This is a genomic window from Diaphorobacter limosus (assembly GCF_033100095.1).
GTDB lineage: Bacteria > Pseudomonadota > Gammaproteobacteria > Burkholderiales > Burkholderiaceae_C > Alicycliphilus > Alicycliphilus limosus.
Map to the genome: position 1 here is coordinate 32,501 of NZ_CP136921.1, position 23,934 is coordinate 56,434.

Below are 23,934 nucleotides of genomic sequence, written 5' to 3' on the forward strand. Positions count from 1 at the left end.
GGTTAGAGCACCGTCTTGATAAGGCGGGGGTCGTTGGTTCGAGCCCAACTAGACCCACCAAGCGTCCAACGCGAGGATAGAGAAATCCTGGGGGGATTAGCTCAGCTGGGAGAGCACCTGCTTTGCAAGCAGGGGGTCGTCGGTTCGATCCCGTCATCCTCCACCATCCAAGAGAAGTTCAACACCAAAGCGGCTTTGCAAGAGGCTGCTTTGGCGTTGATCGATATAGATCGATTGACACGGCTGTTCTTTAAAAATTCATAGAGTCGAATCAGCGTTGCTAGCGGAAAGCGCCGAAAGGCGCACCGTGCCGCTAGCAACCTAAATTTGATTGCGTCAAAACGAACAGAAGCAATTTTGTTCAAGTAATGACGAATCGTTCTCGAGGCTGCGTTGAAAGACGCAACCGAAGAAACATTCACATTACGGCATAACGCGCGAGGTGCGAGACCTCGCAAGTCTTTGAACTCGAAATGGAAGCTTCTTGCAAAAGAAGTCAAAGTTATAGGGTCAAGTGACTAAGAGCATGTGGTGGATGCCTTGGCGATGATAGGCGACGAAAGACGTGATAGCCTGCGAAAAGCTTCGGGGAGCTGGCAAATAAGCTGTGATCCGGAGATCTCTGAATGGGGAAACCCACCCGCAAGGGTATCGCAACCTGAATACATAGGGTTGCGAGGCGAACCGAGTGAACTGAAACATCTAAGTAGCTCGAGGAAAAGACATCAACCGAGATTCCGAAAGTAGTGGCGAGCGAAATCGGAGGAGCCTTCTAGTGATAGTCAGACGGTTAACAAAGCGGCATGGAAAGGCCGGCCATAGTGGGTGATAGCCCCGTATGTGAAAACCGACTGGTGGTACTGAGCTAGAGAAAAGTAGGGCGGGGCACGAGAAACCCTGTCTGAACATGGGGGGACCATCCTCCAAGGCTAAATACTCATCATCGACCGATAGTGAACCAGTACCGTGAGGGAAAGGCGAAAAGAACCCCGGGAGGGGAGTGAAATAGATCCTGAAACCGCATGCTTACAAAAAGTAGGAGCCCGCAAGGGTGACTGCGTACCTTTTGTATAATGGGTCAGCGACTTACATTCAGTGGCGAGCTTAACCGAATAGGGGAGGCGTAGAGAAATCGAGTCCGAACAGGGCGTTCAGTCGCTGGGTGTAGACCCGAAACCAAGTGATCTATCCATGGCCAGGATGAAGGTGCCGTAACAGGTACTGGAGGTCCGAACCGACTGGTGTTGCAAAACCAGCGGATGAGCTGTGGATAGGGGTGAAAGGCTAAACAAACTTGGAAATAGCTGGTTCTCTCCGAAAACTATTTAGGTAGTGCCTCAAGTATTACCTGCGGGGGTAGAGCACTGTTTTGGCTAGGGGGTCATGGCGACTTACCAAACCAAGGCAAACTCCGAATACTGCAGAGTACAGCTTGGGAGACAGAGCACCGGGTGCTAACGTCCGGACTCAAGAGGGAAACAACCCAGACCGCCAGCTAAGGTCCCTAAAATTGGCTAAGTGGGAAACGAAGTGGGAAGGCTAAAACAGTCAGGATGTTGGCTTAGAAGCAGCCATCATTTAAAGAAAGCGTAATAGCTCACTGATCGAGTCGTCCTGCGCGGAAGATGTAACGGGGCTAAGCCAGTTACCGAAGCTGCGGATGCACAGTTTACTGTGCGTGGTAGGAGAGCGTTGTGTAAGCCTGTGAAGGTGTCTGGTAACGGATGCTGGAGGTATCACAAGTGCGAATGCTGACATGAGTAGCGTTAAAGCGGGTGAAAAGCCCGCTCGCCGTAAGCGCAAGGTTTCCTACGCAACGTTCATCGGCGTAGGGTGAGTCGGCCCCTAAGGCGAGGCAGAGATGCGTAGCTGATGGGAAACAGGTCAATATTCCTGTACCGATCAATAGTGCGATGTGGGGACGGAGAAGGTTAGCTCAGCCAACTGTTGGAATAGTTGGTTCAAGCCTGTAGTCGTGCCTGGTAGGCAAATCCGCCGGGCTAAGATGAGGGGTGATAACGAGTCTGCTTGCAGACGAAGTGAGTGATACCCTGCTTCCAGGAAAAGCCACTAAGCTTCAGCTATTGACGACCGTACCGCAAACCGACACTGGTGCGCGAGATGAGTATTCTAAGGCGCTTGAGAGAACTCAGGAGAAGGAACTCGGCAAATTGATACCGTAACTTCGGGAGAAGGTATGCCCTGATTAGGTGAACTTGTACAAAGGGAGCCGAAAGGGGTTGCAAAAAATCGGTGGCTGCGACTGTTTAATAAAAACACAGCACTCTGCAAACACGAAAGTGGACGTATAGGGTGTGACGCCTGCCCGGTGCTGGAAGATTAAATGATGGGGTGCAAGCTCTTGATTGAAGTCCCAGTAAACGGCGGCCGTAACTATAACGGTCCTAAGGTAGCGAAATTCCTTGTCGGGTAAGTTCCGACCTGCACGAATGGCGTAACGATGGCCACACTGTCTCCTCCTGAGACTCAGCGAAGTTGAAATGTTTGTGATGATGCAATCTCCCCGCGGAAAGACGGAAAGACCCCATGAACCTTTACTGTAGCTTTGTATTGGACTTTGAACGGATCTGTGTAGGATAGGTGGGAGGCTTTGAAGTGTGGTCGCTAGATCACATGGAGCCAACGTTGAAATACCACCCTGGTGCGTTTGAGGTTCTAACCCAGGTCCCTTATCGGGATCGGGGACAGTGCATGGTAGGCAGTTTGACTGGGGCGGTCTCCTCCCAAAGCGTAACGGAGGAGTTCGAAGGTACGCTAGTTACGGTCGGACATCGTGACGATAGTGCAATGGCATAAGCGTGCTTAACTGCGAGACTGACAAGTCGAGCAGATGCGAAAGCAGGACATAGTGATCCGGTGGTTCTGTATGGAAGGGCCATCGCTCAACGGATAAAAGGTACTCTGGGGATAACAGGCTGATACCGCCCAAGAGTTCATATCGACGGCGGTGTTTGGCACCTCGATGTCGGCTCATCTCATCCTGGGGCTGTAGTCGGTCCAAGGGTATGGCTGTTCGCCATTTAAAGAGGTACGTGAGCTGGGTTTAAAACGTCGTGAGACAGTTTTGTCCCTATCTTCCGTGGGCGCTGCAGATTTGAGGAAGCCTGCTCCTAGTACGAGAGGACCGGAGTGGACACACCTCTGGTGTATCGGTTGTCACGCCAGTGGCATTGCCGAGTAGCTAAGTGTGGAAGAGATAACCGCTGAAAGCATCTAAGCGGGAAACTCGTTTCAAGATGAGATCTGCCGGGGCCTTGAGCCCCCTGAAGGGTCGTTGTAGACCACGACGTTGATAGGCTGGGTGTGGAAGTGCAGCAATGCATTAAGCTAACCAGTACTAATTGCCCGTGCGGCTTGACCCTATAACTTTGATTGCTCCAACACGAGCAAAGACTGTTATGCCAAGTACGCAATCAAATACACACCTGATTCCAGACTCTATGAATTCGCCGTGCAGTCACACACCGACTGCATAGCTCCAAGTTATGCCTGATGACCATAGCAAGTCGGTCCCACTCCTTCCCATCCCGAACAGGACAGTGAAACGACTTCGCGCCGATGATAGTGCGGATCCCCGTGTGAAAGTAGGTCATCGTCAGGCTATTACAGCCCAAACCGCCCTCCCACTTACATAGTGGGAGGGCGTTTTGCTTTGGGGATTTGATTTGAGCTCTATGCAACTTCAAGATATTCTTTATTCACAGGGCTTTGGCACTCGCCGTGTTTGTGCGGGTTTGATTCAACAAGGCTGGGTATCCGTGTATCAGGCGAACCTTCCGGAGCCGATGACATGCCTGGAAGCGACGCAAGACTTTCAGGCGCAGGATTTGGTGCTGCGTGTCCAGGGTTTCGACTGGCCGTACCAGGCCAAGGCCTATGTGATGCTGCATAAACCCGTCGGCACGGAATGTTCACAAAAGCCATCAGCCTATCCCAGTGTGTATACGCTACTGCCGGCGCCACTGCGGCAGCGGCCGAGCAAGGGCGCGGTGAGTGGTGTGCAGGCTGTTGGGCGGCTGGATCAGGATACGACCGGCTTGCTGCTGCTCAGTGATGATGGACAGTTCATTCATCGCATGAGTTCACCCAAGAAGCATGTCCCCAAGGTGTATCAGGTGACGACCAAACATCCAGTGACCGCCGCGCAGATTGAACGTTTACAGGCTGGAGTGGTACTGGATGACGACCCGCGCCCGGTACGGGCTGCTGCCTGCGTGCAGCTGGATGAGCGGTGCATTGACTTGACACTGACAGAGGGCAAGTACCACCAGGTCAAGCGCATGATTGCCGCCGTGGGCAATCGCGTCGAGGCACTGCATCGTTCCCGTATCGGTGGCTTGTCATTGCCTGACGACTTGCAGCCAGGGCAGTGGCGGTGGCTGACTGCGCAGCAGATCGCGCTGCTCACATAGTCGGCGTTCCCAGCAATGATTGGGAGCGCGTCAACGATGAATACTGAATGCGCGTTATGCATCAGGCCTTTCATCGGGCGTGCGTGCTGCAGCTGGTTGTTGGCACTCGCTAATTTCAAGGGAGCAAGAGTGAAACAACTGATGATGCTGCGGGCTGTCGGGATGTTCATGGTCGCCTGCTGGGCATGCGGGCTGCAGGCAGCACAGCCGCCGGTGTTTGTGCTCAATTCCCTGCAGGCCGACATCAGCGTGATCGACCCGGAGAGTTGGGTCGAGACGGCGCGCATCCCCACCGGCAAGGAGCCGCACCATCTTTACCTGACGCCGGATGAAAAATCGCTCATCGTTGCCAATGCTCTCGGCGACAGCCTGACCTTTGTCGATCCGGCCACGGCCCAGGTGCAGCGCACGGTGCGTGGCATTGTGGATCCCTATCACCTGCGGTTCTCGCCCGACATGCATTGGCTGGTGACTGCGGCCAACCGGCTTAACCATGTCGATTTTTACCGTTGGGACGGCCAGAACCTGACGCTGGTGCAGCGCGTGCCCACGGGCAAGACGCCCAGCCATCTGTGGATAGACAGCGGCAGCCGTGTACTGTATGCGTCCATGCAGGACAGTGACGAGTTGGTCGCCATCGACATCGGTACGCAGAAAGTCCTGTGGCGCACCAGCACCGGCGCCATGCCCGCCGACGTGTACGGTAGCCCGGATGGCAAGCGCATATTTGTCGGGCTCACCGGTAGCGACAGCGTGGAGGTGTTCGATATATCGGGCGAGCAGCCACGCAGCGTGCAGCGCATCAAAACCGGCAGTGGCGCTCACGCCTTTCGCGCCGCCGGCGACGGACGGCATCTGTTCGTCAGCAACCGGGTGGCCAACACCATCAGCAAGGTCGATATGCAGGCATTGCGCGTTGTGGACTCTTACCCTGCGCCGGGTGGGCCCGATTGCATGGATGTTTCGACCGATGGACGCTGGATCTATGTGAGCGCGCGCTGGGCGCGCAAGCTGCTTGTGATCGACACCGTGGAGCGCAAGGTGGCACGATCCATCCCAGTGGGCAAGTCGCCCCACGGTGTCTGGACGCTGAAACATGCCAAACGCTGACCGCCATTCGCCGTCGTCACGCAGGGTCTATATTCATTTTGCTATATACTTAATAGCTGTTTGCGCTTTGCCGATAAGCGCAAAGGCGGAAAATGCCTGTAAAGGCACTGTCTACCTGACCTTTGATACCGGCCATATGGGCGTAGCCTCGTTGGTGGCCGAAGTGCTGCACCGGCAGGGCGTGCAGGCCACTTTTTTTGCCGCTGACGAGCATACCCAGACCGGAGGCAGCAGCCTGGATGAGCGTTGGGCCCCCTGGTGGCGCGCGCGGGTGGCCGAAGGGCACGAGTTCGCCTCGCACACGATGCACCATGTGTACTGGCGTGGCGACGCGGGTACGGCCCGGCAGCCGTCCTTCAGGGTCAGGCCCACCGCCGGCCCCCAGGCCGGGCAGAACCTGACCCTGACGGCGGCGCAATACTGTGCACAGATCGATGCCGCGACGCAGCGGCTGCGCACCATCACCGGCAAGGAGCCGTTGCCGATGTTTCGTGCACCGGGTGGCAAGACCTCGCCGCGCCTGTTGCGCGTGGCGCAATCCTGCGGCTACCACCATGTGGGCTGGACGCCTGCCGGTTTCCTGGGTGATGAGCTGCCGAGCGAGCGCTACAGCAACGCCCAGCTGCTTCAACAAGCCTTGCGCGCTATTCACGATGGCGACGTGCTGCTTGCACACCTGGGCATCTGGTCGCGCAAGGATCCCTGGGCGCCGGCCGTGCTCGAACCCCTGATCCAGGGCCTGAAGGAGCGTGGCCTGTGTTTTCGTACCCTGCGTGAGCATCCGCGCTTTCAGGCCGGGCTGACCTCTGATGACGCAGCCCGCAGTGGTTCCGGGCGTCGATGAGGGCCGATTGATGGCAAACGCCCTGTCCTGGCCGAGTCAATGGTTCGACACCGCTCAGCAGTGGTTGTTCGAAGCCCTGGTGCAGCCCCTGCTGTTTGCGCTGGGCCAGGCCAGCGTGCTGGAGGATGCGTACGCCGCCACCGGCTGGCTGCTCGTGGGTTTGCTGCAACTGGCGGTGATGCTGGTCGTGATCGCCCCGCTGGAGCGCTGGCGCCCGGTGGAGCCGCTGCGCGATCATGCGGCGGTGCGGACCGATGTGATCTACACCTTGATCCATCGTCTGGGCCTGGTACGTGTAGTGCTGTTTTTCGCCACCGCCGTGCTCTGGGATGGTTTGTTTGGTGCCCTGCGCACGCATGGCTGGCAAACCTGGCAGCTCGACGCGCTATGGCCCGGTGTGACCGACCAGCCATTGCTCAGCCTGCTGCTGTATCTGCTGGTTTTCGATCTGCTGGATTACTGGATACATCGTGGCCAACACCATTTCGACTGGTGGTGGAGCCTGCATTCCCTGCACCATTCACAGCGCCAGATGACCCAGTGGAGCGACAGCCGCAATCACCTGCTGGACGACCTGCTGCGCGACGCCATCATCGTCAGCGTGGCGCAGTGCATAGGCGTGGCGCCGGGGCAGTTCGTGGCCATCGTCGCGCTGACGCAGCTCAGCGAAAACCTGCACCATGCCAACCTGCGCCTGTGGTTTGGCCACTGGGGCGAGCGCCTGTGGATCAGCCCGCGTTTTCACCGGCTGCACCATGCCGTCGGCGTGGGCCATGAATCGCTTGCACCCGCAGGGCCGGGCACGGGCAGCATGGCCCTGGGCGGGCGCAACTTTGGCGTGCTGCTGCCCTGGTGGGACATGCTGTTTGGCACGGCCAACTTCGAGCATCGTTATGAGCCCACGGGGGTGCGCGACCAACTCGAACCGGGGGCCGATGGCCGCTTGCGCGACTACGGCCGAGGCTTTTGGGCGCAGCAATGGCGCGGCCTGTTGCGCCTGGCGGGGCGTGGCTGAGCGGGCAGCCGCGCTATGCTTGCGGGTATGGGGCCACTCTTAGATTCTTTCTGGCGCGCCGTGGGCTATTGCCTGATGCCGCGCATCATTGCGCTATCGTTGTTGCCACTGATCCTGATCACCCTGGTGGCCGCAGGCGGGGCGCATTTCTATTGGGCAGCGGCCGTGGCCTGGACACAGGCCCAGCTGGAGGGTGCCAACTGGCTCCAGCTATTGTGGGGCTGGCTGCACCACTTTGGCGTGGACAACCTGCCCGTGATGCTGGCGCCGCTGCTGGTGCTCATGCTGGCCATACCCATCATCGTCATTGTCTGTGTGCTGGTCGTGGCCGTGCTGATGGCGCCCTCCATCGTGTCATTGGTTGCGCAGCGGCGCTTCGAACAACTGGAGCGCAAGCGCGGCGGCACCTTGTTCATCAGCGTGCTGTGGTCGCTTGGCTCCACCCTGGCGGCGATCCTGGCCTTGGTGCTTTCCATGCCGCTGTGGTTGGTTCCGCCCCTGGTGCTAGTGCTGCCGCCGCTGATCTGGGGCTGGCTGACCTATCGGGTGATGGCCTTTGATGCGCTGGCCGAGCATGCCAGCAAGCCAGAGCGGCAGGAGATCTTCAAGCGCCACCGCCTCAGCCTGCTGGCCATAGGCATTCTGACCGGGCTGTTGGGCGCCGCGCCAGGCATCGTCTGGGCCTCGGGGGTGGTGTTCGCGGCGGCTTTCTTTGTGCTGGTGCCGGTGGCGATCTGGATCTACACGCTGGTATTTGCCTTTTCCTCGCTGTGGTTCACGCACTATTGCCTGGCAGCGCTTCAGCGGCTGCGCGAGCAGGGCGGTGATGCGGGAGCCAGAGCCGTGCCGGCCCCACCGGTCATCGCCACCAGCGCACCGCCTGCACTGGCCGCTCCCCCGTCTTCAGGCCCACAGCTCCCATGACTCCCAACTTCGGCCTCATCATCGTCGGCGACGAGATCCTCTCCGGCAAGCGCGTGGACAAGCATTTGGCCAAGGTCATCGAACTGCTGGCCGCGCGCGGGCTGGCGCTGGGCTATGCCGACTATGTGGGCGACGACCGCCCGCGCATCACCGCGACGCTGCAACGGGCGTTTGCCGCGTCCGATATGGTCTTCAGCTGCGGCGGCATTGGTGCCACGCCCGACGACCACACGCGCCAGTGCGCGGCGGCGGCACTCAACCAGCCCCTGGAACTGCACCCTGAAGCAGCGGCGCTGATCCGCGAGCGCATGCAGGACGTTGCGCGCGAACAGGGCCAGCCGTATGAACCCGGGCGCGCCGACAACCTGCACCGCCTGAACATGGGGGTGTTTCCGCAAGGCGCACGCATCATTCCCAACCCTTACAACAAGATCCCGGGGTTTAGCTGCGACGGCCCCGGCGGTGGCATGGTGCATTTCGTCCCGGGCTTTCCGGTCATGGCCTGGCCCATGGTGGAGTGGGCGCTGGAGCATTACTGCGCTCAGTGGTTCAACCGCCAGCCGCAGACCGAGCACTCCGTCGTGCTATATGGCGCCATGGAGGCCACGCTCACCCCGCTCATGGAGGGCATCCAGGCGGCTCACCCCGGCATCAAGGTGTTCAGCCTGCCCAGCGTCGATCACCCGGTGCATGGCAGGCATGTCGAGTTGGGCGTGAAAGGCGCCGCAGCCCTGGTGCCTGCCGCGTGGCAGCAGATGCACCAAGCATTGCACCAGTTTGGTGCAGTGATGGGCCCCGAAACGGTGCGTCATTTGTAATCTTAGAATCACGCGCCTTGCTTGCCTGGGTGCTGCAGCGCTGGCACGCAAGCTGCTTACCAATGTTCATCTTTGTGGATGAGTCCTTTATTTTTGGAGAAACCTGATGGCCAAGACCGTTGCAGACGTGATGAAGATGGTGGAGGAGAACGAAGTCAAGTTCGTGGACTTGCGCTTCACCGATACGCGCGGCAAGGAGCAGCACGTGACGGTGCCTGTTTCTCACTTCGATGAAGACAAGTTCAGTTCCGGCCATGCCTTTGATGGCTCGTCCGTCGCCGGCTGGAAGGGCATCGAGGCCTCGGACATGCAGCTGATGCCCGACCCGAGCACGGCCAACATCGACCCCTTCTTTGAGGAAACCACGCTGTTCCTGCAGTGCGACGTGGTGGAGCCCGGCGACGGCAAGGCCTACGACCGCGACCCGCGCTCCATCGCCAAGCGCGCCGAGGCTTACCTGAAGGCTTCCGGCCTGGGCGACACGGCCTACTTCGGCCCCGAACCCGAGTTCTTCATCTTTGACGGCGTGCGCTGGAGCAACGAACCGGGCAAGGTGTTCTTCGAGATCGAGGAATACGAAGCCCCTTGGAACAGCGGCACCAAGTTCGAAAGCGGCAACCGCGGCCACCGCCCCACCACCAAGGGCGGCTACTTCCCCGTGCCGCCGGTGGACAGCACGCAGGACATGCGCGCCGAGATGGTGCTGATCCTCGAGCAGTTGGGCATTCCGGTCGAAGTCTTCCACCACGAGGTGGCCGGCGCTGGTCAGAACGAGATCGGCACGCGCTTCTCCACCCTGGTCGAGCGCGCCGACTGGACCCAGGTGCTGAAGTATGTGGTGTGGAACGTGGCCAACGCCTATGGCAAGACGGCTACCTTCATGCCCAAGCCCTATGCCGGCGACAACGGATCGGGCATGCATGTGCACCAGTCCATCTGGAAGGACGGTAAAAACCTGTTCGCGGGTGACGGCTACGCCGGCCTGTCGGATTTTGCGCTGTACTACATCGGCGGCATCATCCACCACGCCCGCGCGCTGAACGCCATCACCAATCCCGGCACCAACAGCTACAAGCGCCTGGTGCCCGGCTACGAGGCACCGGTGAAGCTGGCCTACAGCTCGCGCAACCGCTCGGCCTCGATCCGCATCCCCTATGTGGCCAACCCCAAGGGCCGCCGCATCGAGGCGCGCTTCCCCGATCCCCTGGCCAACCCCTATCTGTGCTTCTCGGCACTGATGATGGCCGGCCTGGACGGCGTGGAGAACAAGATCCATCCGGGCGAGGCCGCCACCAAGGATCTGTACCACCTGCCGCCCGAAGAGGACAAACTGGTGCCCACCGTGTGCCATAGCCTGGATCAGGCGCTGGAGGCGCTGGACAAGGATCGCGGCTTCCTGACCAAGGGCGGCGTGTTCTCCGACAACATGCTGGACGCCTACATCGAGCTGAAGATGGGCGAGGTGCAGCGCTTCCGCATGGCGCCGCACCCGGTTGAGTACGACATGTACTACTCGCTGTAAGTCGCAGCGGGGCTTGCGGCCCATGGCACCAAGGCGGCTGCGGCCGCCTTGGTCGTTTCTGGATGATGGCTGGCAACAGCCGGAACATTTGGCGCCATCTCGGGTCTTTTGAGCTGATCGCATGGCGGCACAATGGGTGCCATGCGGTGATTGCTGGATACTCGCCGCCATCGTGCATGCTTGGCGCATGCCCTGTAAGGATCTCGATGAAACACTGCCTGTTCGCCCTGACCGTCATTGCCGCCATGCTGCAGCCTGCCTGGGCGCAGGATCGCATCTACCGTTGCGGCAACGAGTACACCAACAACGCCGCCCAGGCCAAGGAGCGCGGCTGCAAGCTGGTCGAGGGCGGCAACGTCACGGTGGTCGAGGGCACGCGCCCCGCAGCCGCTCCCGCGGGTGGTGCAGCCGCACCATCGGCCAGCAAGGCCGCAGCCTCGCCCCCGAATGCACCCCGCGTCGCGGCGACCGAACAGCGCGCTCGCGACGCCGATGCGCGCGCCATTCTGCAGGATGAGCTGCGCAAGGCCGAAAGCCGCCTGGCCGATCTGCGCAAGGAGTACAACGACGGCGCGCCGCAGCGCTCGGCCCTGGAACTGCGCAACCCGCAGGGTTATATCGAGCGCACCGCCGAGCTCAAGGCTGCCGTCACCCGCGCCGAGGCCGATGTGGCCGGCATCAAGCGCGAACTGGGGCGTCTGGGAAATTAAGCGCCCAGGGGCACCGTCATTCCAGCGCCACCCGCACCACCGCGCTACCAGGCGCTGGATCTGCTGTCCACGCTCGTAGCCGTGCTGGATGCGCAGGGCAGGGTGCTGTATGTGAATGCCGCCCTGGAAAACGCCCTGGGCCTGTCGCGCCGGATGCTGCTGGGTGCTGACTTTGCTGCGCTGTTTGGCGACCCGGCCACCGTGCAGACCGCCCTGGCCGCGGTGCGCGCCCAGGACTATGCCCAGATGCGCTGCGAGGCCGCGTTGCGTCGCCCGCAGCAAGAACCCTTGCCGGTGCATGCGCATATCGCCCCGGCCGAACACGCTGGAGAACAGGTGGTCGAGCTGTGGCCGCTTCTGGCCCAGGCGCACCAGGACAGGGAGGAGCGCCTGCTGGAGCAGGCCCAGGCCAACAAAGAGCTGATACGCAACCTGGCGCATGAGATCAAGAACCCGCTGGGCGGCATACGCGGCGCGGCCCAGTTGCTGCAGCTGGAGCTGGCCAGCCCGGAGCTTGCCGAATACACCCAGGTCATCATCCACGAGGCCGATCGGCTGCAGCATCTGGTGGACAGGCTGCTGGCACCGCACCGCCAGCCGCGCCTGGTGGGCGATGTGAATATCCACGAGGTCTGCGAGCATGTCTGCCGCCTGGTGCTGGCCGAGCACCCGCGCGGCCTGGTGATCCAGCGCGACTACGACACCTCCATCCCCGAGTTCCGCGGCGACCGCGCGCAGCTCGTCCAGGCGCTGCTGAACATCGTGCAGAACGCCGCCCAGGCGCTGGGCGAACGCATGGCCGCTGGCGATGCGCAGATCACGCTGCGCACGCGCGTGGCGCGGCAGGTCACCCTGGGGCGCCAGCGGCACAGGCTGGCATTGGAATTGCATGTCATCGACAACGGCCCGGGCGTGCCCGAGGCCATCAAGGAGCGCATCTTTTATCCCCTGGTGACCGGCCGGGGTGGCGGTTCGGGCCTGGGCCTGCCGCTGGCGCAGGCCTTTGTGCAGCACCACCAGGGCATGATCGACTGCGAGAGCCGGCCGGGTTGTACGGACTTTCGCATCCTCATTCCATTGCCATGATTAGTCATAGAGAACTACACGCATGAAGCCGATCTGGATCGTGGACGACGACGCCTCCATCCGCTTCGTGTTGGAAAAGGCGCTGGCGCGCGAACACCTGCCCACGCGCAGCTTCACCCAGCCGCGCGAGGTGCTGGACGCTCTGGCCGAGGCCGGCGAGCCGGGCCCGGCGGCGCTGGTCAGCGACATACGCATGCCCGGCGGCTCGGGTCTGCAGCTCTTGGAGCAGCTGCGCGCGCGCCTGCCCGGCCTGCCGGTGATCATCATCACCGCCTATTCCGACCTGGACAGCGCCGTCTCGGCCTACCAGGGCGGCGCCTTTGAATACCTGCCCAAGCCGTTTGACGTGCCCAAGGCGGTGGAGCTGATCCGCCGCGCCGTGCAGGAAAGCCAGCGCGAGGAGGTGGCCGAGCAGCAGCTGGCCGCCACCCCCGAGATGCTGGGCCAGGCCGGCGCCATGCAGGACGTGTTCCGCGCCATCGGCCGGCTGAGCCAGAGCGCGGTCACGGTGCTCATCACCGGCGAATCGGGCACCGGCAAGGAGCTGGTGGCGCGTGCGCTGCACAAGCATTCGCCGGTGGCGGGCGGGCCTTTCGTGGCCATCAACACCGCAGCGATTCCGAAGGACCTGCTGGAAAGCGAACTCTTCGGCCACGAGCGCGGCGCCTTCACCGGCGCGCAGGCGCAGCGGCGCGGGCGCTTCGAACAGGCCGAGGGCGGCACCTTGTTCCTCGACGAAATTGGCGACATGCCGTTTGACCTGCAGACGCGGCTGCTGCGCGTGCTCTCGGATGGCCAGTTCTACCGCGTGGGCGGCCATGCCCCGGTCAAGGCCCATGTGCGCGTGATTGCCGCCACGCACCAGAACCTGGAGCAGCGCGTCAAGGACGGCAGCTTTCGCGAGGATTTGCTGCACCGCCTGAACGTGATCCGCCTGCGCCTGCCTGCGCTGCGCGAGCGCAGCGAGGACGTGCCCATGCTCACGCGTCACTTCTTGCAGCGCAGCGCGGCGCAGCTGGCGGTGGCGCCCAAGCGCATCTCGGACGCGGCGCTGGCGCGCCTGACGCGCTTTGCCTTTCCCGGCAACGTGCGCCAGCTGGAGAACATCTGCCACTGGCTCACCGTGATGGCGCCGGCGCAGGTCATCTCCGAGCAGGATCTGCCGCCCGAGGTGCTGCCGGCCGGCGAAGCGCCGCCGGACGCGCGCGCAGCCCCGGAAACGCAAGCCGGCAACAGCCAGGGCTGGGAGAGCGCGTTGGAGCGCGAGGCCGGCCAGCTGCTGGCCAGCGGCCGCAGCGATGTGTGGGATCTGCTCACCCGCCGCTTCGAGTCGCGCCTGATCACCACCGCCCTGCAGGCCACGCAGGGCCGGCGCATGGAGGCCGCGCAGCGCCTGGGCATAGGCCGCAACACCATCACGCGCAAGATCCAGGAGCTTGGTCTGGATGCCCCAAGTGAGGAGTAAAAATGGTTGTAGCGCCCTATTGGTGGGCGTCAACAGCTATATAAAATGTAGTGATTGGTGCCCTGTTCTGCTTCAGCCCAGCGTGGCTACCACGGGCGCATGGTCGCTCGGTTGGGGGTTCTTGCGCGGCGCGCGGTCCACATGGCAGGCGGTCACACCGGCGCGCAGGGCCTGGCTGACCAGGATATGGTCGATGCGCAGGCCGCGGTTCTTCTGAAAGCCCAGCATGCGGTAGTCCCACCATGAGTAGCTCTTCTCGGGCTGCTCGAACAGGCGGAAGGCATCCGTCAGGCCCAGGTCCAGCAGCCGCTGGAAATGCGCGCGTTCCTCCACCGTGTGGTGAATCGTGTCCTTCAGGCCCACCGGGTCGTAGGAGTCGCGATCCTCGGGCGCGATGTTGAAGTCGCCCACCAGCGCCAGGCGCGGGTGCGCTGCCAGCTCGTCGCGCAGCCAGTCCTGCAGCGCGGCCAGCCACTCAAGCTTGTAGGCAAACTTGTCCGTGCCCGGCGCCTGTCCGTTGACGAAGTAACAGTTGACCAGGCGCAGCGGGCCATCTGCGGTATCCAGCGTGGCGGCGATGACACGCGCCTGCTCGTCGCCAAACCCGGGGATGTTGCGCACCACGCCGCGCGCCGGCGTGCGGCTGACGATGGCCACGCCGTTGTAGGTCTTCTGGCCAAAGCAGACGGCGTGGTAGCCGGCGGCCTCGAAGGCGTCGTGCGGAAACTTATCGTCCACCAGCTTGAGCTCCTGCAGGCCCAGGGCATCGACGGGGTTGGCGGCCAGCCAGGCCAGCACCTGGGGCAGGCGCACGGATAGGGAGTTGACGTTCCAGGTGGCGATTTGCATGGTTCTTGAGAGCAGTGGCTGTGGGGCCGGGGCTTCAGAACCATCTGGCGGCATGCGTGGTGCATGCCGGGCCCCTGGCGCGGGGCCCGATTATGGGCGATGCACGATGCTCAGGTGATTTGCAACGATCCCTTGGCGTTCATCAGCAGGTCGATGACTTCGGGCGCGGTGATGATGGCAAAGCGCGGATCCATTTGCTCGGCGGTAAAGCCGTTGTGGATCATGCACGAGCTACAGATGGCCACGCGCCCGCCCAGCGCTAGGTATTTGTGCAGCAGCTGCTGCACGGGCTCGAAGGGCTTGCCCACGTCCATGCCCTGGGTGGCGTCGGGAACGCCCAACTCCACGGCCTCGACCATCAGGATGACGGTGGCGCTGTGGCCCTTGAGGGCGGCGTTCAGCGCCATGGTGAAGGTCACGGTGACCTTGGCGGGGTTGCTCTTGCCATCAAAAACGGTGGCCACGTAGTCGGTTGTCTGCACCATGGGTAGTTCCTTGATGTGGAGGAAAGTGGGGGTATTTCAGCCCGCTTGCTTGCGGCTGCGCCTGCACCAGCCGAGGGTGGTGTAGGTGACGATGGTCGCACCAATGGCACCCAGCGCAAACACCAGGGTGATCAGTATCCAGTCGGCCGGCCCTGCGGCGTCGGTAAAGCCCGAGGACGACACCTTGGCCATCAGCACCAGGGCCAGGGCGCCGCCTGCCAGGCCCAGCAGCTGCGCGAACACCAGCCGCCGCGGCGCAATGCCGCGCTGGCGCAGCAGCAGCCAGATGAAGGCCGCCGTGGTCAACGCGGCCAGGCCCAGCAGCACCCACAGCCAGGGGCCGAGCATCTCCTGGAACACGGCCAGGAACACCAGGGGATCGAGTTCTTTCATGGTGACGCTCCTTTCAGGCGCGGCCGCGCAGCATGCTGATATAGGTGGGCTTGAGGGCCATGGTCTTCATCACCCAGCTCACCCACAGCTCTTCCAGCGGCGCAATGGCGCCGGGGAATGACGGCACCAAGTTGTTCTGGTAGTCAAACTCGACCAGCATGGCCCGACCCAGCCGCGTGATCAGCGGGCAGGAGGTGTAGCCGGTGTACAGGGCATTCGAGGTCTTGCCGGCAATCTCGGCCACCAGATGATCCAGCGCCACCGGCACCTGCCACTTCACGCTGGCGGCGGTCTTGCCCTTGGGTACACCGGCAATGTCGCCCACGCCGAACACGTTGGCGTAACGCAGATGGCGCAGCGTGCCCTTGTCCACCTCCAGCCAGCCCTCTGCCGCCCAGGCCTTGTTCTTGTCGGCCGTCCAGGGCAGGGGGCTGCTACGCACGGCCTCGGGCGCGCGCATGGGCGGGATGACGTGGATGAAGTCATAGGGCTGCTCCTCGCTGCCCTCGGCCGTCTTGAAGGTGGCTAGGCGCCGGCCCGGGTCTATGGACTGGAGCACGCGCCCGTAGTTCACCTGTATGCCGCGCTCCTGGTAGAGCATGCGCACCTTCTCGGAGACGATGGGCACGCTGAAGAGTGCGTTGTTGTTCGAGTTATAGACCAGCTCGGCCTTGCCGCGGTTGCCGCGTCGCGTCAGGTGATCCTCGGTGATGAAGGTGTATTTGAGCGGTGCTCCCGCGCATTTCATCTCGGTGGCCGGGCGCAGGAACACGCCGCGCCCGCCCTGGTCGGCAAAGGCCGACATCGCCTGCCAGGTGGCCTCGGCCGCTGCCGGGCTGTGGTAGATGCTGCCAATGCCGTGCTTGCCGATCAGCGCCGGGCTCATGCCCTCGATCAGGCCGTACTCTAGCGTCAGGCCCACGGCGACGATCAGAAAGTCGTAGGCGATGGCCTGCCCGCTCTCGGTCACCACGCGGTTGCCATCGGGGTCGAACTCGGCTACGCGCTCGGTCAGCAGCTCCACGCCTGGTGGCAGATAGTCCGCGGTGCTGGAGGTGACATAGGTGGCCGGCTTGATGCCCCCACCCACCAGGGTGAAGCCCGGTTGGTAGAAATGCTCGCGACGCGCGTCGATCAGGGTGATGGGCGCGCCCTGTAGCAGCGCCGCCAGGCGCGATGCAGCGGCCAGTCCCGCCGCGCCCGCACCCGCGATCACGATGCGTGCCTGGGTTTTGTGTGGCTGCTGGGCCTGGGCGGCGGGGCTGGCCAGCGTGGCGGCGGCGCTGGCGGCACCCAGTGCCAGCAGCTGGCGGCGTTGCAGGGATGGCAGTGGCATGGCAGTACCTCCGATGATTCTAAATTTAGAACAATCTAATATTTGTCATGGTAGTGCATTCAGGGAGAAATGGAAACAGGATGTTGGTGATCCGACATCCCCTCGCCGGGCAGGCCTTTGGCGGGCGCACGAAGTGCCGCCCATGGGCCCTGGATCAAGGCGTGAATTGCCCCAAGCCCGATAATGCTGCCCTTGCCCCGGCCGGCATGGCCTGGCCCGGGTGCCGTTTTCATCACGATCGCCGCCGCGACCGGCGCTATCCACGGTGCAAGGACCGTCAGACCATGAGTGAGCCCACCATTCCCCTGCGCCCCGTACCGGGCGCCAAGTTTGTCAGCCCGCAGGGCACGCGCGCCATCAAGGATGGCGTGAAGGTCAGCCCCATCACCCTGGTGCCCGACAAGCATGCCAAGCCCGAATGGCTGCGCATGAAGCTGCCCTCGGGCGCCAAGTACCAGGAGGTGATGGAGATCGTGAAGAGCCGCCAGCTGTCCACCGTCTGCGCCGAGTCCAAATGCCCCAACATCTCCGAATGCTGGGGCCGCGGCACGGCCACGCTGATGCTGATGGGCTCGGTGTGCACGCGCGCCTGCAAGTTCTGCTCGGTCAGCACCGGCAACCCGCAGGGCTGGCTGGACCATGACGAACCCGCCAAGGTGGCCGAGGCCGTTGCGCTGATGGGCCTGAAATACGTGGTGTTGACCTCGGTGGACCGCGATGACCTGGCTGACGGCGGCGCCGCGCACTACGCGGCCTGCGTGCGTGCCATCCACGAGCGCATGCCCGACACCGCGGTGGAGGCGCTGACGCCCGACTTCCAGGGCCGCCACGACCTCGTGGCCCAGGTGCTGGACGCGGGCCTGGCCACCTACGCGCAGAACCTGGAGACCGTGGAGCGCCTGACGCACCCGGTACGCGACGCGCGCGCGGGCTACGCGCAGACGCTCGCCATCCTGAAGTTTGCCAAGGGCCACGCGCCGCAGACCATCACCAAGACCAGCCTGATGCTGGGCCTGGGCGAGAGCGACGAGGAGATCGAGCGCGCGCTGAACGACATCCGCGCCGCCAACGTGGACGTGGTGACCATGGGCCAGTACATGCGCCCGACCAAGAACCACCTGCCGGTGCAGCATTACGTGACGCCCGACGAGTTCCAGAAGTACCGCGAGTACGCCCTGGGCCTGGGCTTCGTCGAGGCCGTGGCCGGCCCCTTCGTGCGCTCCAGCTACCGCGCCGAACGCGTGCTGGAGGGCAACAACCTGGGGCTGGATGCGGTCAACCCCGAGGTGCTGGAAGGCATACGCGACTCGGCCGGCGCGTCGCTGCGCTGCTAAGGCGCTAACCCCCGGGCTGCCAGGGCGCGGCCTGGGTCAGCAGGGCGGCCAGCCCGGCATCGTCCAGCGCCGCCAGCTGTTCGGTGGCCTCGGCCAGGTGTTCGGCCGGCATGCTGTGCTGGCGCAGATCGCCCGCAGCGTCGGTGCTGAAGATCAGCAGCACCTGGCCGTAGGAGGCCTCCAGCAGCGCGGCCTGCCAGTGCTGGCCGTCGGGGGTTTCAAAGCTGCGCATCGCTCCCCCGTATTCAGCCCTGCCGGCGCAGGGTGACGAAATGGTATGGCAGGCCGCTGGCCGCCACATGGCTGCTGCGCGCCGACTCCACCCATTCGGGGCCGGGTGTGGGTGCGTGGGCGTCGCCGGCAAAGTCCTGTGCGATTTCAGTCATCTCGATGCGCGTGGCCAGCGGCAGGGCCTGGGCGTAGATCTGGGCGCCACCCATGACCCATGCCGTTGGCGTATCAGTTTGCTCTGCAAATAATAGTGCTTCGCCCAGACTGGATGCGCGCTGTACGCCGTTTTGATGCCAATCTGGTTGGTGTGTGATGACGATGTTGGTGCGCCCCGGCAACGGGCGAAAGCGCGCCGGCAGCGAATCCCAGGTCTTGCGCCCCATGATCACCGGGTGGCCCTGGGTGAGCGCCTTGAAATGCGCCAGATCCTCCGGCAGGTGCCAGGGCATGGTGCCGTTGTGGCCGATCACGCCATTGGCGGCGCGGGCATAGATGAGAGCGATTTCCATGGTGCGGCGAGCATAACGCCGGCGGCACAGCCGTCATTCCTCCTGCACCTTGTACTGCCCCACCAGCTGTTGCTGCACCGCGGGCGGCACCGCCTCGTAGTGCGACAGGGCGAGCGTGTAGCTGCCCTGGCCGGCGGTCATGGCGTTCAGCCGGTTCTGGTAGTCGGCCAGCTCGGCCAGGGGCGCTTCGCCAAGGATGGTCAGCTGGCCCTGCCGGTCGCTGTCGGTGCCGCTGACGATGCCGCGGCGCGCCGACAGGTCGCCGGTGATGGCGCCCATGGCGCTCTCCGGGGCGCTGACCGAAAGGCGCGCAATCGGCTCCAGCACCACCGCGGCGGCCTCGCGTATCGCCGCCTGGAAGGCGCGCTTGCCGGCGGTGACAAAGGCCACCTCCTTGCTGTCCACCGCGTGGTGCTTGCCGTCGTAGACGATGACGCGCAAGTCCTGTACCGGAAAGCCGGCGATCACGCCCTCGCTGAGCGCCTCGCGCACGCCTTTCTCGACCGCCGGCATGAACTGGCCCGGAATCGTGCCGCCCTTGACCTGGTCCACGAACTCGAAGCCCGCGCCGCGTGCCAAAGGCTCGACGCGCAGATGCACCTCGCCAAACTGGCCGGCGCCGCCGCTCTGCTTCTTGTGGCGGTATTGCGCCGCGGCGCCGTGGGTGATGGTCTCGCGGTAGGCGATGCGCGGGGCGCGCGTGTCCACGTCGAACTTGTAGACCTCGCGCAGGCGATCCAGCAGCACGCGCAGGTGCAGCTCACCCAGTCCGCGGGCTATGGTTTCGTTGGTGGCCGGCACATGCTCGATCAGCAGGCAGGGGTCTTCGGCCACCAGCTTGTTCATGATCTCCCACATGCGCTGCTCGTCGCCACGGCGCTTGGGAAGCAGGGCGATGCCGTGCACTGGCACGGGGAAGGGGAGGGGTTTCAAATGGATATGGTCGTCCTCTGCGGCGTCGTGCAGCACGGCGTCGAACTGCAGCTCGTCCACCTTGCCGATGACGCAGATGTCACCCGGCCCGGCGCTGGCCACCTCGGTCTGGTTCTTGCCCTGGCGCCGGTACAGGTGGCCCACCTTGAACGGTTTGCGCCCGTCGCCCACGTACAGCTGCGTGGCCGGCCCTATCGTGCCCTGGTGCACGCGCACAAAGCCCAGCTTGCCGACATAAGGGTCAATGCTGACCTTGAACACATGGGCCAGCACATGGGCCGCCGGGTCGGGCCTGGCGTGCATCAGCCTGGCGGCGTCGCCCTCGCCGTTCAGAAAGTCGGGCGGATTGCCCTCGCCGGGGTTGGGCAGCAGCCGGGCGATCACGTCCAGCAGCTCGGCCACGCCCGCGCCCGTGCGCGCCGAGACAAAGCACACCGGGATCAGATGTCCCTCGCGCAGCGCCTGCTCCAGCGGCGCGTGCAGCTCGCTGGCATCCACGTCGCCGTCGTTCAGGTAGCGATCGACGAAGGCGCCATCCACCTCCACCACCTGCTCGACCAGCGCGCGGTGGGCGTCCGCCAGAGCGCCAAAGTCGCTGTGGCCGGCGCGGTTGTAGAAGCAGTCCACCACCCGCGTCGCGCCCGCGTCGGGCAGGTTCAAAGGCAGGCATTCCTTGCCAAACGTGGCCTGAATGTCGGCCAGCAGGGCGGGCAGGTCGGCGCCCTCGGCGTCGATCTTGTTGACGATGATCAGGCGGTCGAGCTGCCGCTGCCCGGCGTACTCCATCATGCGCCGCGCCATGGGCTCTATGCCCGCGGCGGCGCTGATGACGATGGCCGCGGTCTCCACCGCCTCCAGCGCCGCCAGGCTCTGGCCTATGAAGTCGGGCAGGCCGGGGGTGTCGATCAAATGGATGCGGCAGCCGCCATGCGCGGCATGCATGAGCGAGGCCTGCAGCGAATGCTGGGTCTTGATCTCCAGCGGGTCATGGTCGCTGACCGTGCTGCCGCGCTCCACGCTGCCGGCCGCCGTGATGGCGCCGCTGTGCAGCAGCAGGGCCTCGGCCAGGGTGGTCTTGCCGGCCGCCGTGGGGCCGACCAGGGCCAGGTTGCGGATGGTTTCGATGGATGTGGCGTCGGATGTGGTCATCGTTGATTGCTCCTCGAAGGGGGCAGCTTCGCAGGTAGTTTCAAGGATGTCTACTGGGGGCGGGGCACCCAAGCCCCTGAAGACGGTCTATGGGGCACGGCCCGCAACCGAAGAGAGATTTCTGTTGCGGTTTCGGGCTTCTGTTATCTTGCTTTGACTGGCTTGTTGCACCCGCTGAATTGCCAGCGTTGATGGACGGAAGTGAAAATGCTTCCAGGCTTGAGCAGAAACGAAAGGATGCCCATGCGCCCCTCTGATGCGCTCACTCTCAAGCGTGCCCTGGTGCGGGAAGCGACGGCCCGCTACCGCACTGCGAACCCGCGTGTCTTCGGATCGGTGCTGCACGGCAACGACCAGGAGGGCAGCGACCTCGATTTGCTGGTGGACGCCCTGCCCGGTGCAACCCTGTTCGATCTGGGCGGCCTGCAGGACGAACTGCAAACCGTGCTTGGAGTGCAGGTCGACGTGTTGACCCCGGCTGATTTGCCGGCCAGGTTTCGTGCCCAGGTGCTGGCGCAGGCGCAGCCGGTATGAACGAAAACCGCCTGGCAGACTATCTCGATCACATGCAGCAGGCGGCCATGGACGCGTGCGCCTTCGTCGAAGGGCTGGCACAGGAAGATTTCCGCCAGGAAAAGCGTTACCCAGCAGGCCGTCATCATGAGCCTCATCATCTTGGGCGTTCCGCCACCAAGGTGATGGACGGCTACCCCGGTTTTGTGCAGGCACAAACACAGGTGCCGTGGCGCAATATGCGCGGCATGCGCAACCGCATTGCCCACGGCGATTTCGACATCAATCTGGACGTTGTGTGGGACACCGTGCAAACGGCGCTGCCAGAATTGCTGAAGCTTTTGCCTGCCGTGCGCCAGCAGGCCGATAAGGCAAGGCTCTTTTCGCGAAACGTATGGATGGACTCACCCATGCATAGCCAAAGCCAGCACCGACGCGGGCTGCGGGGCTGCCCCAGGGGTGCAGTCAAGCATGCGAAACCAGCCCAGGTACGACGCCAGGTACTTGGTGGCCACGCCCTTGAAGCGGCGCATCCAGCCGCGCAAGCGGCTGACGTAGGCATTGACGTTCTGCACATGCCAAGGCCCATCGACGCGAATGCCGGCGCTGACGTTGATGCTGTGGTGTTGCACGCCCAACAACTGGGCCGCAGCCGCCAGTGAGCTGCTGCTGTCGGTGCACAGCACGGTGTCCTTGGGCAACAGGGGCGCCAGTGCGGCGCTGAGCTCGGCAGCGCTGGTGCGCGCCACGATGATGTTGGCGGTGGCGCCCGCGCGGTCGCGCGCCATGAGCACGGGTATTTGTTGCTTGCTCACGCCGCGCTGGCTGGCCTTGCCGCCACGCCGGCGCGCCTTGCGCGCCAGCGCCCGCTGGCCTTTGCACGATTCGAGGAAGTAGGACTCGTCCGCCTCGGCAATGCCGTGCAGCGCGCAGGCCTGCCGTTGACTGGGCAGCTGCAAGAAGCGGTGGCGCCAGCGAAACGCAGTGCTCCAGGCTATGTCCAGCTGCTGTGCCACCTGGGGAATGCTCAGGCCCTGGTCGATCGCCTGGGCGTACGCCAGCCATTTGCCCCGCAGGTGCAGCTTGCTCAGCGGCGTGCCTGTCAGCGCGTTGAAGGTGCGAGCGCAGCCACGGCACAGAAAGCGCTGCAGGCCTCGGGCGAAGCCGTTCTTGACGAAGTGCGTGCCGCCGCAATGGGGGCAGCGGCCAGGCGCTTGCGATTCGATGGTTTCAATGGAGGCCTCTCGCGCTTGCAGCGCGGCCAGCTGGGCCTGCAGCACCCTGCGTTGGCGCCAGCTCAACCGGGCAATGGCCTGCATCAACTGATGAAGTTTGGGTCGCTTCATGTTCGGCTCCCGTACGTGGAAGGCGCACGTGCGCCATGTACTTCAGCTGGGGGCTAACGGGCTGGAATAAAGATCTCATCCATACGTTTCGCGAAAAGAGCCTAAGGCAAACCAGCCCTGACCGTTGGAGTCCACGGCCAGGCCGAGGCGGTGGTGGCGATGCCGTCGAATAACTTAAGCCGCTGCAATCGACGCGTTGATGGAGATTGTGGCGGCGACAGGCAGCACGATTTTTTTTCGCCCGTGCCCTTCATTAGTAACCACCTCCACCTCGACCAAGCCCAGTTGGCTCAGCTTGGCAACGTCGCGCGAGACGGCACTCTGGTCGCGGTGGGCTGCAGTCGCCAACTCTGCAATGGATAGCCGCCCTTTGCTGGCCAGTCGCAGCAACTCGAACCGCTTGGGCGTGAGCTGGCTCAGGAAGTCTTCGAATTCGAAGCTGGTGAAGGTCTTGGAATACGGCAGCCTGTCCGCTTTTTTGTCTAACGCGCGTGCAACAGCCTTGCTTTTGCGGGAATGCTCCTGCAGCACGGGGTTTTTGGCGAAATCCGCCAGCGTGATCGTTTGCTTCGTCATACCTCTTCTCCATTGACGAATTTGACGGCAATCGCCTGCCACTCTTGCTCGAACCGGTCGTAAAGCTCTTCGTAGCTGGTGAAGGGCTCCGGCCTGATGGCACCCATGTAGTGCCGATGCGAGTAGCCGTGGCTGTTGTCATACCCTAGCACCCGGCCGTTGTCGCCGCTGAAGATCAGTGGGTTGATGTAGGCCAGCGCGTAACTGATGGCCTTCTTGGACTGCAACTCACGGATGCCCCGCTCCTTCAGGAATCCGCCGCCCAGCCTTGTCGGAATGGTTACATCCTTTGGGGCATAAATTTCTTGGATCTTGGAAGCTTTCATCGGCCGCAGGAATGATCTATCAGATCA

General features: G+C 63.2%; 22 protein-coding genes, 2 tRNA genes, 2 rRNA genes and 1 pseudogene (1 of these 27 running past the window's edge). 17 read left to right on the top strand and 10 right to left on the bottom strand.

All coding sequences use genetic code 11. From position 1 onward, the window contains the following. From P4826_RS00175 to ntrC, 14 genes are all read left to right on the top strand, one after another. A tRNA-Ile gene (locus P4826_RS00175) sits at nt 1-60 on the top strand (it extends 17 nt beyond the left edge of the window). Nucleotides 61-90: 30 nt separating this feature from the next. Then, nucleotides 91-166, top strand: a tRNA-Ala gene (locus tag P4826_RS00180). 342 nt (nt 167-508) lie between these two features. Further along, a 23S ribosomal RNA gene (locus P4826_RS00185) occupies nt 509-3,383 on the top strand. Nucleotides 3,384-3,509: 126 nt separating this feature from the next. Continuing rightward, nucleotides 3,510-3,622, top strand: a 5S ribosomal RNA gene (gene rrf / locus P4826_RS00190). A gap of 73 nt (nt 3,623-3,695) precedes the next feature. Then, nucleotides 3,696-4,433 carry a 16S rRNA pseudouridine(516) synthase gene (locus P4826_RS00195; RefSeq protein WP_317702051.1) on the top strand — a complete coding sequence of 246 codons (738 nt, stop codon included), beginning with the start codon at nt 3,696-3,698 and terminating at the stop codon, nt 4,431-4,433. A gap of 162 nt (nt 4,434-4,595) precedes the next feature. Then, the gene (locus P4826_RS00200) at nt 4,596-5,543 is read left to right on the top strand and encodes a YncE family protein (RefSeq protein ID WP_317703673.1); all 948 of its coding nucleotides are present in this window, start codon (nt 4,596-4,598) and stop codon (nt 5,541-5,543) included. Next, the gene (locus P4826_RS00205) at nt 5,530-6,387 is read left to right on the top strand and encodes a polysaccharide deacetylase family protein (protein ID WP_317702052.1); all 858 of its coding nucleotides are present in this window, start codon (nt 5,530-5,532) and stop codon (nt 6,385-6,387) included. The genes P4826_RS00200 and P4826_RS00205 overlap by 14 nt, the downstream gene beginning before the upstream one ends. Before the next feature lie 10 nt (nt 6,388-6,397). Beyond that, nucleotides 6,398-7,402 (top strand): sterol desaturase family protein, encoded by a 1,005-nt coding sequence (locus tag P4826_RS00210; RefSeq protein ID WP_317703674.1) that lies wholly within the window; start codon nt 6,398-6,400, stop codon nt 7,400-7,402. A 15-nt stretch (nt 7,403-7,417) separates the two neighbouring features. Next, nucleotides 7,418-8,326 (top strand): EI24 domain-containing protein, encoded by a 909-nt coding sequence (locus tag P4826_RS00215; protein WP_425605194.1) that lies wholly within the window; start codon nt 7,418-7,420, stop codon nt 8,324-8,326. Then, the gene (locus P4826_RS00220) at nt 8,323-9,144 is read left to right on the top strand and encodes a competence/damage-inducible protein A (protein ID WP_317702054.1); all 822 of its coding nucleotides are present in this window, start codon (nt 8,323-8,325) and stop codon (nt 9,142-9,144) included. The genes P4826_RS00215 and P4826_RS00220 overlap by 4 nt, the downstream gene beginning before the upstream one ends. A 106-nt stretch (nt 9,145-9,250) precedes the next feature. Then, nucleotides 9,251-10,666 carry a type I glutamate--ammonia ligase gene (gene glnA / locus P4826_RS00225; protein WP_317702055.1) on the top strand — a complete coding sequence of 472 codons (1,416 nt, stop codon included), beginning with the start codon at nt 9,251-9,253 and terminating at the stop codon, nt 10,664-10,666. 206 nt (nt 10,667-10,872) lie between these two features. Then, a complete protein-coding gene (locus P4826_RS00230) occupies nt 10,873-11,376 on the top strand; it encodes a hypothetical protein (protein ID WP_317702056.1) in 504 nt (167 codons plus the stop codon). A 63-nt stretch (nt 11,377-11,439) separates the two neighbouring features. Next, nucleotides 11,440-12,462 (top strand): nitrogen regulation protein NR(II), encoded by a 1,023-nt coding sequence (glnL, locus tag P4826_RS00235; protein WP_317703675.1) that lies wholly within the window; start codon nt 11,440-11,442, stop codon nt 12,460-12,462. Nucleotides 12,463-12,484: 22 nt separating this feature from the next. Continuing rightward, nucleotides 12,485-13,927: a nitrogen regulation protein NR(I) gene (gene ntrC / locus P4826_RS00240; protein WP_317702057.1), complete on the top strand. Its 1,443-nt coding sequence runs from the start codon at nt 12,485-12,487 to the stop codon at nt 13,925-13,927. A 72-nt stretch (nt 13,928-13,999) separates the two neighbouring features. Here ntrC and xth read toward each other — a convergent pair whose 3' ends face one another. The 4 genes from xth to P4826_RS00260 form a co-directional block, all read right to left on the bottom strand. Beyond that, nucleotides 14,000-14,776, bottom strand: a complete 777-nt coding sequence (gene xth, locus P4826_RS00245) for an exodeoxyribonuclease III (protein WP_317702058.1) — start codon at nt 14,774-14,776, stop codon at nt 14,000-14,002. 110 nt (nt 14,777-14,886) lie between these two features. Continuing rightward, nucleotides 14,887-15,261 carry a DsrE family protein gene (locus P4826_RS00250; RefSeq protein ID WP_317702059.1) on the bottom strand — a complete coding sequence of 125 codons (375 nt, stop codon included), beginning with the start codon at nt 15,259-15,261 and terminating at the stop codon, nt 14,887-14,889. 36 nt (nt 15,262-15,297) lie between these two features. Then, a complete protein-coding gene (locus P4826_RS00255) occupies nt 15,298-15,654 on the bottom strand; it encodes a DUF5368 domain-containing protein (RefSeq protein ID WP_317702060.1) in 357 nt (118 codons plus the stop codon). Between the two features lie 13 nt (nt 15,655-15,667). Next, entirely contained in the window at nt 15,668-16,990 is a 1,323-nt protein-coding gene (locus P4826_RS00260) for an NAD(P)/FAD-dependent oxidoreductase (RefSeq protein ID WP_317702061.1), read from the bottom strand. Nucleotides 16,991-17,274: 284 nt separating this feature from the next. Between P4826_RS00260 and lipA the strand changes: the two genes are divergently transcribed. Next, a complete protein-coding gene (gene lipA / locus P4826_RS00265; RefSeq protein WP_317702062.1) occupies nt 17,275-18,324 on the top strand; it encodes a lipoyl synthase in 1,050 nt (349 codons plus the stop codon). A 4-nt stretch (nt 18,325-18,328) separates the two neighbouring features. Here the strand turns inward: lipA and P4826_RS00270 are convergent, their stop codons facing one another. Genes P4826_RS00270 through fusA form a run of 3 tightly spaced genes read right to left on the bottom strand, consistent with a single transcriptional unit; the run spans nt 18,329 to nt 21,146 of the window. Then, nucleotides 18,329-18,556 carry a hypothetical protein gene (locus tag P4826_RS00270; protein ID WP_317702063.1) on the bottom strand — a complete coding sequence of 76 codons (228 nt, stop codon included), beginning with the start codon at nt 18,554-18,556 and terminating at the stop codon, nt 18,329-18,331. Nucleotides 18,557-18,569: 13 nt separating this feature from the next. Continuing rightward, nucleotides 18,570-19,064, bottom strand: a complete 495-nt coding sequence (locus P4826_RS00275) for a dihydrofolate reductase (RefSeq protein WP_317702064.1) — start codon at nt 19,062-19,064, stop codon at nt 18,570-18,572. Between the two features lie 33 nt (nt 19,065-19,097). Then, complete coding sequence (fusA, locus tag P4826_RS00280) at nt 19,098-21,146, bottom strand: elongation factor G (RefSeq protein ID WP_317702065.1); 2,049 nt, start codon at nt 21,144-21,146, stop codon at nt 19,098-19,100. A 243-nt stretch (nt 21,147-21,389) separates the two neighbouring features. Here fusA and P4826_RS00285 point away from each other — a divergent pair, with 243 nt between their 5' ends. Together P4826_RS00285 and P4826_RS19690 are read left to right on the top strand one after the other, a co-directional pair. After that, nucleotides 21,390-21,680 carry a nucleotidyltransferase family protein gene (locus P4826_RS00285; RefSeq protein WP_317702066.1) on the top strand — a complete coding sequence of 97 codons (291 nt, stop codon included), beginning with the start codon at nt 21,390-21,392 and terminating at the stop codon, nt 21,678-21,680. A 47-nt stretch (nt 21,681-21,727) separates the two neighbouring features. Beyond that, nucleotides 21,728-21,943, top strand: a pseudogene (locus P4826_RS19690) (HepT-like ribonuclease domain-containing protein); the annotation flags it as partial. Between the two features lie 120 nt (nt 21,944-22,063). On the opposite strand, the gene P4826_RS00295 reads toward P4826_RS19690, so the two are convergent. The 3 genes from P4826_RS00295 to P4826_RS00305 form a co-directional block, all read right to left on the bottom strand. Continuing rightward, nucleotides 22,064-23,005, bottom strand: coding sequence for an IS1595 family transposase (locus P4826_RS00295; protein WP_317702067.1), 942 nt, complete (start codon nt 23,003-23,005; stop codon nt 22,064-22,066). A 174-nt stretch (nt 23,006-23,179) separates the two neighbouring features. Then, the gene (locus P4826_RS00300) at nt 23,180-23,581 is read right to left on the bottom strand and encodes an HVO_A0114 family putative DNA-binding protein (protein ID WP_317702068.1); all 402 of its coding nucleotides are present in this window, start codon (nt 23,579-23,581) and stop codon (nt 23,180-23,182) included. Beyond that, nucleotides 23,578-23,907, bottom strand: coding sequence for a toxin-antitoxin system TumE family protein (locus tag P4826_RS00305; protein ID WP_317702069.1), 330 nt, complete (start codon nt 23,905-23,907; stop codon nt 23,578-23,580). Before P4826_RS00305 ends, P4826_RS00300 begins: the two co-directional genes overlap by 4 nt. Between the last annotated feature and the right edge of the window lie 27 nt (nt 23,908-23,934).